Raw genomic sequence first — 10,615 nt, 5'->3', positions numbered from 1 at the left:
GTTGGGGACGACGGCGCCGTTGGGAGCCGAGGCCGCCTGGTCGCCCGGCGAGGGTGCGGCCGAACCGTCGGGCAGCGGGACCACCGCACCCGGCTGCCCGTCCGGCGGGGCGCCCCCGCCGGTGCCGCCGTGCTCGTCGAAGCCGGGGACGTAACCGTTGCCGCCGTCCCCGCCGCCCTGCCCGTAGCCGGGCGGGACGTCGGCCTGGGCCGGCCCGTGCTTGGGGTCGTTGCCGCCCAGCTGGGTGACCACCACGGAGGTGCCGACCAGCACCAGGCCGACGGCGACGGCCGCGGCGATCATCGGCCGGGAGACCCGGCCGGGGCGCGGCCCCGGGTCCGTGGCGCCGTCACCGGCCGGCTCGGCGGACGCGACGGCGGCGAGTGCCACCGCCTCGGGCGCACCGGGGGCGGTCGAGGCCGCGACGGGGGACGGCAGCGGCGCCGGCCCGATACCCGTCGGCGCCGCGGACTCGGGCTCCGCCTCGGCCTCGGCCTCGGGCTTCGATCCGGCCTCGGGCTTCGGTCCGGTCCGTGCCCCGCCCGTCGCGGCGCCCGCGGCACCCGCACCGGCACCGGCAGCCGCAGCCGACGGCGCCGGGAGCACCGCCGTCGCGGCGCTCGCGGGCTCCTGCGCCGGCTCCGCCCGCTCCCCGGGGTCCGCCTCGGCCGCCAACGCCCAGTTCACCGCCGGGAGCTGGAAGCCGCCCGCCCTCCGCTCCGGCTCGCCGCGCTGCTCCTCGCCCACCATGCATCCCCTGCGTTCGACGACACTCCTGTGGGGAGCTACGGCCCGCGTGGCCGAACCGGTTCAGCCGGACCGGTTCGGCCGGCCGGCGCGCTTCAGGTCCCGACCGTCCAGACCGGCTCCGCGGCCGCCTCCGGCGGGGACAGCACGAAGGACACCGCCTGTTCCAGCACCGCCGCCGAGGGCTGCGTCCACGGCTCGTCGAGCTGCTCGCGCACGTGGGCGAGCAGCTCGGGGTCGGGCGCCAGCCCGTACTCCTCCAGGTAGTACGTCACGGTGTCGGTCCAGATCCACCGGCCGTCGGTGCGGAAGCCCATCGGCACGACGCCGCGCCGCCCCGGGTCGACCACGTCGTCCATCAGCATCGGCGTCAGCAGCACCGTCGCCCCGGCCCGCAGGTACCGGGCGACGGCCTCGCGATCCGCGCCCGCCGCCAGCCGCGGCCGGTCCGGTGCGAACCCGGGCCCGGTCACCGGATCCACCGCGTCGAACACCGCCGCCAGCCGGAACCCGCCGTTCACCGTCTCGCCCATCCCCGTACTCCTCCTGCCGATCACCACAGCCCTACGTTCCGTCCGACGGCCGACCGGCAGCCCGGGGTTCACCGGGGCACGCGAGGCCGCCGCTGTCGGTGCCCTCTGCGAGGATCACCGCACAGTGACACGAGGAGGCGCCATGGGCACCTGGGGCATCGGCCCGTTCGAGAACGACACGGCCGCGGACTTCGCCGACGCCCTGGACGAGACCGCCGAGGACGCACGGGAAGCCCTGGTCCGCACGGCGCTGATCCGCGCCGTCCGGACCCGGGACCACCTCGAGTACCGCGAGGGAACGGAGGCCGTCGCCGCCGCGGCCCTCATCGCCGCCCAGTGCCCGGGCGACGGACCGGTCACCACGAGCTACTGGCCCGACCGGGCGCTTCCCGTCCTCGCCACCGACCTGCGGCCGCTCGCCGTCGAGGCACTCGACCGCGTGGTCGCCGGGGCGTCCGAGCTCGCCGAGCTCTGGGACGAGGCGCCCGACGGCACGAAGTGGCGCCAGGCCGTCAGGCGCCTGCGCGCCGTGCTCGCACCCGATCCCGAGCCGCAGGACGCGCTGTTCGACCTCTAGGCGGCGCCCAGGTCCAGGGCGTAGCGGGAGGGGTCGGCGGGGCGGACGCGGTCGGCGGGGGCGACGGCGTCGCGGCGGGCGAGCCAGGTGCGCAGCCGGTCCGGGCCCGGGCGGACGCCGCCGATCTCGTGGAGCAGCACCCGGGCCGGACGGCCCTCCTCCGGGGCGGCCGGCTCGACCTCGACCACCTCGAACTCCGTGCCCGGGGCGAAGATCACCGTCGGCTGGTCGCCCGGACCGCCGAAGGCCGAGCTGCGGCGGCCGCTGACGGACCAGATGGCGAACTCGATCCCGATGTCCTCCCCCAGATCCGCTCCGGGCGCCGCCAGACCGGTCACCGGGGCCCGCTCGGTCAGCACCGCGCCCGGGGCGTACCCGGCGAGGTCGCAGTCCTGCGCCGGGCCCGCGACCAGCACACCGCCGTAGTGGCTGGGCAGCCGCCGCAGGCCCGCGGCCAGGCAGCGCAGGTACGGGCCGTAGGGGCCGGGCGCGCCGGACCGGGCCGCCGCGAGGAGTTCGGCGCGCGGGGCCAGCGGGCCGCAGTCGCCGTGCTGCAGCAGGACGGCGACCAGTTCGGGGCCCTGCTCGCCCTCCTCCGCCCGGGCGCGCAGGGCGGGCAGCCGGGAGGCGACGTCCTCGGCCCGCCGCGCCAGGCGCTGGTAGGCGGGGCCGAGCCGGGCGGCCAGGGCCGCGCCGTCCTCGGCGGGGGTGGCGGGCCCCGCCGAGGACGGCGCGGCCGGCGCGGGCGGGGGCGTCACGGGCGGGGGCGCCACCGGTGTCTCGGGTTCGGGGACCGGCTCGGGTTCGGGGACCGGGTCGGGCTCGGGCTCGGGGACCGGGTCGGGCTCGGGCTCGGGCTCGGGCTCGGGCTCGGGGACCGGCTCGGGCTCGGGCTCGGGCTCGGGCTCGGGCTCGCGGACCGGCTCGGGCTCGGGAGCCGGACCGGCCTCGGGGGCCGGGGCTTCGGGGGCCGCCTCGGGCTCCTCGCCGATCGCCTCAGGGAGCAATATTGTTCCTTCGCTGATTTCCCCCGGGGTCTCCGCCACGAAGGCCCCGCCCGAGGTCGACACCCTGGCGGCGGGCTCCGGCACCGTCACCGGTTCGGGTTCGGGATCGGGCACGGCCACCGGCGCAGGCTCCGGCGCAGGCTCCGGCTCCGGCTCCGGCTCCACCGCAGCCTCGGCCTCGACCTCGACCCGGGGCCACGGCTCCACCGCCGCACCCGCCGCCACCGACTCCGCCCCGATCCAGTCCAGCCCGTACAGCCGCGCGCAGAACCGCCCCACCGCCGCCGACTCCACGTCCAGCATCCCCGCCACCGCGAGCCCGAGCCGCGCCGCCCCGGTCGGGAGCGAGCCCAGCAGCGCACCGAGGTGGTCCCAGACCGTCTCCGGCACCGGCCGGCCCGGCGTGCCGACGACCAGCACCGGCCGCACCGGGTCCGGCCGGCGCAGCCGGGGGCCGCGGTCCGCGGCGGCGGCCGGGCGCAGCCACAGTCCGGCCGCCACCGCCTCCAGCTCCCAGCCGGGGAAGGCCGGGTAGCGGGCCGTCCCGGGGGCCGGGGGCAGGTCGGGGCGGGTACGCCAGCCGACGGCGGTGACGGTGCGTTCGCTCGGGCGGGCGACCAGCTCGGTGAGGTACGGTTCCCAGCCCTCGCCGCCGTCCGCCGCCACGTGGACGGTCCGCACGTCGGGCCCGGCGGCCCCCGCCGCACTCACCGGCACGCCGATCGCCGCCCGCACCTCCTGCCCGAGTGAGGCCGCCAACACCGCCGCCAGTTCGATGAGTTCGACCGGTGCGGCCCACGGCGCGCTCAGCACGAGGTGTTCCGCCCGTCCGGCCGTCTCCTGCAGCAGCACCGCCGCGTTGGCCAGTTGGGCGCCGCTGGGCAGCGGCCCGGCCGGTTCGCCGATGATCAGCAGCAGCCCGTCCCGCGGTGCGGCGGCCCGCTCCAGCACGGCGGGCCGGGCGGGCCCCACCCCCGCCTCGGTGACCCAGAACGCCCCGCCGGCCAGCGGGGTGATGGTCGCGGCGGCGGGCCAGCGGCCGCCGAGCGGTTCCGCTCCCCCGCCGGGCCGGCAGCGCCACCAGGTCCCGTTCACGGCCGGCAGGGTGCCGTCCGGCTCGACGCTGACCACCGCGTCCGGCGCGATGACGGTCAACCCGCAGCGCCTGGCGAGCAGTTCGGCGGGCCGGCGGCCGTCCGGGCCGAGTGCCGCCAGCCCGGAGGCGGCCAGCACCAGCACGTCGGCGTCGCGTTCGCGCGCGGCCCGGGCGAGGTCGTCCAGCGAGGCCAGCAGCACGGGCGCCGCGTCCTCGGCGGCGGCGAGCAGCAGCAGGGCCCGCGGCTCGGCCCGTACCGGCGCCAGTGCCTCGGCCAGGCCGTCCGCCTCCGCGCCGGGCGGTGCGATCACGTAGTGCGGGCCGAGCGCCCGCAGCGTCGAGGCGCCCATCACTCCTCCTCCGCCAGCTGCCCGGTCTGCACCTGCACGGTCCGCCGCCGGGTGATGTACAGGCCGCGGCCGGCCGGGAACTGGCGGGGCTTGAGGTTGCCGAACAGGTAGCCCTCGGAGGGCGGGCAGGACATCAGCAGGGTGGGCGAGTTGACCTCCTGGAGCTTGCGGATCAGCGGGTCGCCCAGCGACCGCCCGATGCCGTTGGCGCCGCGCGCGACGACCACGTGGAGGCCGATCTCGGTGCCCTGGGCGAGGTCCTCCAGCAGCACGTTGAAGGGGTGGCCGCCGCTGCCCGAGCCGACCAGGTCGTAGTCGTCGACGAGGATGAACAGCTCGGGGCCGGTCCACCAGTCGCGCAGCCTGAGCCGGGCGGGGGTGATGTCGGCGGGCGGGACGCGGTTCTTCATCGCCCGGGACGCGCCGTCCACGATCTGGCGGAGCTTGTCGACGGCCACCGCGTAGCCGAGCCGGTACTCCTCCGGCACCGCGTCGTACAGGCCGCGCCGGTAGTCGACCAGCATGATCCTGGCCTCGGCCGGGGTGTAGGCAGTGGTGATGGCCTTGATCATCAGCCGCAGCAGGTTGGTCTTGCCGGATTCGCTGTCGCCGACCACCAGCAGGTGCGGGTTCTCCTCGAAGTCGTGCCACAGCGGCGAGACCTCGGTCTCCTCCAGGCCGATCGGCACCCGCAGCCGGCCCTCGGGGGCGGGCAGCCGCTCGGCGTCCAGGACGAGCGGCAGCATCCGCACCTCGGGGGCGCGCGGCCCGGTCCAGTGCGCGGCGACGGCGTCGACCAGGTCGGCGACGCCCTCGCCGAGGTCGTCGGTGTTCCCGGAGCCGTCGATCCTGGGCAGTGCGGAGAGGAAGTGCAGCTGCTCGTCGGTGAGGCCGCGGCCGGGCAGCTTGGGCACCTTGGCGGCGGCCCGCATGTTGATCATCGAGTCGACGGAGTCGCCGAGCCGCAGCTCGAAGCGGGTCTGCAGCTGGTCGCGCAGACCGCCGGTGATCTCGCCCCAGCGGGTGGTGCCGACGACCAGGTGGACGCCGTAGTTGAGGCCGCGCTGGGACATCAGGGTGAGCGGCTGGACGAGGTCGTTGAACTCCTGGCGCAGGGTGTTCCAGCCGTCGACCACCAGGAAGACGTCGCCGTGCGTCTCGTCGGGCAGCTCGCCCGCGGCCCGCCGGCGGCGGAAGGACGCGACGGAGTCGATGCCGAGCTCGGCGAAGTACTTCTCCCGGCGGGTGATGATCCCGTTGACCTCGGCCACGGTCCGCAGCACCCGCTCGCCGTCGTGCCGGCCGGTGACTCCGCCGACGTGCGGCAGGCCGCGCAGCGCGGAGAGCGTGCCGCCGCCGAAGTCCAGGCAGTAGAACTGGACCTCGCGCGGGGTGTGGGTGAGTGCGAGCCCGGTGATCAGGGTGCGCAGCAGGGTGCTCTTGCCGCTCTGCGGGGCGCCGGCGATGCCGACGTGGCCGCCGGCGCCGGAGAGGTCGGCGGTGAGCAGGTCGCGCAGCTGGTGGAAGGGGCGGTCGACCACGCCGACCGGCAGGCCGAGGGTGCCGTGCCGGGCCCGGTCCTCGGTGGTGAGGCCGCGCTCGGGGTGCGGTACGAGCGGCGGCAGCAGTTCGTCGAGGGTGGGCGGGACGTCCAGCGGCGGCAGCCAGACCCGGTGGGCGGGCGGCCCGGCGTCGCGGAGCCGGCCGGACGCGATCTCCAGCAGCGAGCCGGCCGAGACCTGCTCCTCCTCGGTCTCGGCCGCCGCCACCGGCAGCTGCCGGGGCATCACGTACTCGGTGCCGTAGGCGACGACCTGCCCGGCGATGGCGGCCTGCTGGGCGGCACGGCGCTTGGGGCGGTACGGGCCGGAGACGTACGCGGCCTTGAACCGGGTGAGGGTGGAGATGTCGCTGCGCAGGAAGCCGTTGCCGGGCTGGGAGGGCAGCTGGTAGGCGTCCGGGACGCCCAGCACGCCGCGGCTCTCCATCGCCGAGAAGGTGCGCAGGCCGATCCGGTAGGACAGGTGGGACTCCAGGGCGCTCATCCGGCCCTCGTCGAGCCGCTGCGAGGCCAGCAGCAGGTGCACGCCGAGCGAGCGGCCGAGCCGGCCGATCATCACGAACAGCTCCATGAAGTCCCGGTGCGCGGACAGCAGTTCGCTGAACTCGTCGACCACCACGAACAGCGTGGGCAGCGGCCGCAGCGCGGTGCCGGCGGCGCGCGCGGTCTCGTAGTCCAGCAGCGAGGCGTACCCGGCCTCGCGCAGCACCTCCTGGCGGCGGACGAGTTCGCCGTGCAGGGCGTCGCGCATCCGGTCGACCAGGGCGGCCTCGTCGGCGAGGTTGGTGATCACGGCGGAGGTGTGCGGCAGGGTGTCCAGGCCGAGGAAGGTCGCACCGCCCTTGAAGTCGACCAGGACGAAGTTGAGCACCTCGGAGGAGTGGGTGACGGCGAGCGCCAGCACCAGGGTGCGCAGCAGCTCGGACTTGCCGGAGCCGGTGGCGCCGATCAGCATGCCGTGCGGGCCCATGCCGCCCTGGGCGGACTCCTTGAGGTCCAGGTCGACGGGCCGGCCGTCCGGGCCGAGGCCGAGCGGGACGCGCAGCCGCTGCGGGATGCCGCGCTGCGCCCAGAGGGCCTCGACGTCGTGGGCGTGCAGGTCGGGGATGCCGAGCAGGGCGGTGAGGTCGAAGTCGGTGGCGAGCGGTTCGGCGGCGTCGACGCCGTCGGCGATCCGGTAGCGGGCGAGCCGGGCGGCGAGGCGGGTCGCCGCGGGCAGGGGGAGTCCGTCGGGGCGGCCGAGGTCGGTGACGACGTCCTTGCGGTTGCGGTCGGCGCCGACCATGGTGAGCCGGCCGTCCTCGATCCGCAGCCGCAGGGTGGTGCGGGCCGGGCGCCACTCCAGGGAGTCGGCGAGGTCGATCAGGACGGCGTTGCGGTAACCGGCCAGCGCGGCGCGGCTGCCGGAGTGGGCGCCGGGGCCGTCCAGGACCAGGACGGTGAACGGCTCGTCCCGGGCCGGTACGGCGTCCGGCTCGAAGCCGGGACGGCCGGTGAACTCCTCGCCGAGCAGCTGCTCGACCTCGCCGAGGCTGCCGGCGACCAGCCGGACCGGGCCCGCGCCGTCGGTGTCGGTCGGGTGCAGGGCGTGCGGCAGCCACTTGGCCCACTCCCACTCGGCCCGCCGCTCGGGGTCGGTGACGACGGCGATGCACAGCTCGTCCGGGCCGTGCACCACGGCGAGCTGGGCCAGCACCGCCCGCACCAGCGAGCGGGCGGCCTCGGGGTCGTCGGAGCGCAGCAGCAGGTGGGCGAAGCCGCGCAGGTGGATCGCCATCGGCTGGTCGGCGAGCGTGCCGTAGGCGTGGATGAAGCGGCGCAGCGCGTGGGCGCAGAGCGGCTCCAGGTCCTCCACCGGCTTGGTGGCCAGCGGCGCGAGCGGGGTCGCCAGGCGTTGGGCGCCGAGCGCGATCCGGACGTCGCTGAAGTCGGGGTGGGAGGCCCGTCGCTCCCACAGCCGGGTGGTGCCGACCAGCGAGCCCAGTTCGGACGGTGCCGGGTGCCGCCAGGCCAGGGCCTTGCGCTGGGCGTCGATCGAGCGGCGCACCTGACGGCGCATCTGGGAGAGGTAGCGCAGGTAGTCGCGGCGTTCGGCGCGCAGCTGCTGCTTGCGGTCGCTGGAGCCGCGGATCAGCTGGGTGACCAGCATCCCGACGGCGGACAGCGCCATCATGCCCATCGCGACGTAGCTGAGCATGCCGCCGCTGCCCTCGCCGCCGCCCGGGTGCAGGAACATGAACACCATCGACAGCGAGCCGAGCGCCATCGGCGCCATGCTGATCACGCTGGCCATGCCGCTCTGCTTCTCCGGCAGGCCCGGCGGTTCCTGGAGCTGGATCTCGCCGTCCGGCATCTCGGGCCCCGGACGCCGGGGCGTCCGGTTGATCAGCTCCACGCTCACTCAGGGCTCCTTCTCACCACGGCCGTTCCCTCTGGGTGACGGACGGCGCGGCACCGGAGGTTCAGCGGTGCGGGGTTCGGCCGCGGCACACCGGTTGAACGCAGCACGCCGGGCAGGCCGTTCATCCGGGCGGAGAGGCGGACCACCGCCCAGCGAACCGGAGGACCGGCGTGAGCAGCAGTGTCGTGGCAGGACTGTGCCGATTGAGGTTCCATGCGCCGGGGACGGCCTTCGAGCTGGCCGTCCCCGCCGATGTGCCCCTGGCCGACCTGCTGCCCGCCGTCCTCGGGCACGCCGGGCCCGGGCTCGCCGAGGAGGGCCTGGAGCACGGCGGCTGGGTGCTCCAGCGGCTCGGCGAGGAGCCGCTGGACGAGGAGCGCACCGCCGAGGCCCTCGGCCTGCACGACGGCGACGCCCTGTACCTGCGGGCCCGCCACGAGGCCCTGCCGGAGGTGCACTTCGACGATCTGGTGGACGGCGTCGCCACCGGCATGAACGAGCGCGGCGACACCTGGCGCCCGGCCCTCACCCGGGTCCTCTCGCTGGCCCTGGCGCTGACGGCGCTGGCGGCCGGCTGGGTGCTGCTCGCCCTGTCCGGCCCGGCCGCCCCGCGCGAGGCCGCCGCCGCGGCGGTCGCCGTCCTGCTGCTGCTCGGCGCGGCCAGCGCCTCCCGGGCGATGGCCGACGCGGGCGCGGGCGCCGCGCTGGGCGCCGCCGCCGTCCCGTACCTGGCGCTCGCCGCGCTGCTGCTGCCGAACGGGCCGGGCGGGTCCGGCGGGGGCGGCGGGGGCGGCGGGGGCGAGCTGCTCGGTGCCCGGATCCTGGCGGCCTCCTCGGCCGGGGCCGGGGCGGCGGTGCTGGCCCTGGCGGCGGTGGGGGCGGCGGCGCCGCTGTTCCTCGGGGTGGCGCTGGTCGCGCTGCTCGGGGTGCTGTCGGGGGTGCTGGTGCTGGCCGGGATGACGCTCGCCCAGCTGGTGGCGGTGGTCGGGGTGGTGGCCGTGCTGGTCGGCGCCTTCGTGCCCTCGCTGGCGTTCCGGCTGTCCGGGCTGCGGCTGCCGATGCTGCCGCGCAACGCGGACGAGCTCCAGGAGAACATCGAGCCGGTCCCGGCCGCCGCCGTGCTGCCCCGCGCCCTGGTCGCCGACGACTACCTGATGGCCCTGCACACCGCGATCGGCGCCGTCTGCGCCGTCTGCCTGACCGTGCTGCCCTTCGCCGACGGCTGGGCCGGCCCGGCCGAGGCCGGCGCGCTGAGCCTGCTGCTCCTGCTGCACGGACGGGCCGTCGGCAGCATCCGCCAGCGCCTGGCCGTCCTGCTGCCCGGTGTCCTCGGCGGCCTGGTGCTGCTCACCCGCGCCGCCGCCGGCGCCTCCACCACCGACCGGCTGCTCCTGCTCGCGGTCCTGCTGACGCTGACGGCCGCCCTCCTCGTCGCCGCCTGGACCGTGCCGGGCCGCCGTCTGCTGCCCTACTGGGGCCGCCTCGCGGACGTCCTGCATACCCTGTGCGCGCTGGCCCTGCTGCCGCTGGCGCTCCAGGCCTGCGGGGTCTACCACACCCTGCGCGGCCTGGCCGGCTGAGCCGGGCGGGGATCCGCGGGCCCGTCACCGTCCCCCGGTGGCGGGCCCTTCCGCTGCCCGGCCCGGTACGGGCCGGCTCAGCCGAACGGGCGGAGCGGGCCGCCCCGGTCGCCGGCCCGCTCCCGGGCGTCGAGGGCCGCCCACAGGGGGCCGGGCTCCAGCCTCATCGCGGCCGGGGCTCCCGGGTTGACGACGATCCCGAGGCCGGGGGGCAGCCGTTCGAGCAGCGTGCCGGGGCCGACCACCGCGTGCCCGGGGCTTCCCGCGGCCTCCAGCCAGGAGCGCGCGGAGAACACGACCACGGCCGGTTCGCCGTCCGGGAGTCCGAAGCCGCCGACGGTGCCGAACTCGTCCAGCAGTACGGCGACCCGGGCCGAGGCGAGCGCGCGGTAGACGTCGTCGCCCGGCCCGTACCCGGTCGCGGCCAGCTGGACGGCGGCGTCGACCGGGTCGGTCGGTGCGGGCCACTCGCGTGCCAGCGGCGACGGGCGGTACTCCGCGTTCGGCGCGAACTCCTCGACGGAGCCGTCCTCGCCCGCACGCCACCGGCCGATCACCGCCCAGTCCGGTGGCTGCCCCTCGCCCTGCCAGTTCGGGTCGACCAGCCCGATCCACTGCCCCGGCGCGGCCCGGGCGGCGGCCAGGATCCGCTCGGGCACCGGCGCCATGTCGGGTGGCGCCGTGCCGGGTGGCGGCGTGGCGGCCGTCGGTTCGTCGTGGCCCTGTCCGGGAGCGGTCATCGCGGTCCTCGCTGTCTGGTGGC

6 protein-coding genes and 1 pseudogene are annotated in these 10,615 nt (G+C 76.9%); 2 read left to right on the top strand and 5 right to left on the bottom strand.

The features are described 5' to 3' along the window. Window positions 1–750, bottom strand: a pseudogene (locus ACFVHV_RS32460) (hypothetical protein); the annotation flags it as partial. Window positions 751–842: 92 nt separating this feature from the next. Beyond that, window positions 843–1,280, bottom strand: coding sequence for a hypothetical protein (locus ACFVHV_RS32455; protein ID WP_380355891.1), 438 nt, complete (start codon window positions 1,278–1,280; stop codon window positions 843–845). 142 nt (window positions 1,281–1,422) lie between these two features. Here ACFVHV_RS32455 and ACFVHV_RS32450 point away from each other — a divergent pair, with 142 nt between their 5' ends. Then, window positions 1,423–1,857 carry a DUF4259 domain-containing protein gene (locus ACFVHV_RS32450; protein WP_380355889.1) on the top strand — a complete coding sequence of 145 codons (435 nt, stop codon included), beginning with the start codon at window positions 1,423–1,425 and terminating at the stop codon, window positions 1,855–1,857. On the opposite strand, the gene ACFVHV_RS32445 is transcribed toward ACFVHV_RS32450, so the two are convergent. Beyond that, entirely contained in the window at window positions 1,854–4,310 is a 2,457-nt protein-coding gene (locus tag ACFVHV_RS32445; protein ID WP_380355886.1) for a hypothetical protein, read from the bottom strand. The genes ACFVHV_RS32450 and ACFVHV_RS32445 overlap by 4 nt on opposite strands. Beyond that, the gene (gene eccCa / locus ACFVHV_RS32440; RefSeq protein ID WP_380355883.1) at window positions 4,310–8,272 is read right to left on the bottom strand and encodes a type VII secretion protein EccCa; all 3,963 of its coding nucleotides are present in this window, start codon (window positions 8,270–8,272) and stop codon (window positions 4,310–4,312) included. The genes ACFVHV_RS32445 and eccCa overlap by 1 nt, the downstream gene beginning before the upstream one ends. A 203-nt stretch (window positions 8,273–8,475) precedes the next feature. Here eccCa and eccD point away from each other — a divergent pair, with 203 nt between their 5' ends. Beyond that, window positions 8,476–9,852, top strand: a complete 1,377-nt coding sequence (eccD, locus tag ACFVHV_RS32435) for a type VII secretion integral membrane protein EccD (protein ID WP_359899430.1) — start codon at window positions 8,476–8,478, stop codon at window positions 9,850–9,852. 77 nt (window positions 9,853–9,929) lie between these two features. On the opposite strand, the gene ACFVHV_RS32430 is transcribed toward eccD, so the two are convergent. Beyond that, window positions 9,930–10,592, bottom strand: coding sequence for a type VII secretion system-associated protein (locus ACFVHV_RS32430; protein WP_359899432.1), 663 nt, complete (start codon window positions 10,590–10,592; stop codon window positions 9,930–9,932). Window positions 10,593–10,615: the final 23 nt, after the last annotated feature.

This window comes from Kitasatospora sp. NPDC127116 (genome assembly GCF_042677365.1).
GTDB lineage: Bacteria > Actinomycetota > Actinomycetes > Streptomycetales > Streptomycetaceae > Kitasatospora > Kitasatospora lactacystinica.
The sequence above is the reverse complement of the archived record's forward strand: the minus strand, read 5'-3'. Positions and strand labels throughout refer to the sequence as shown.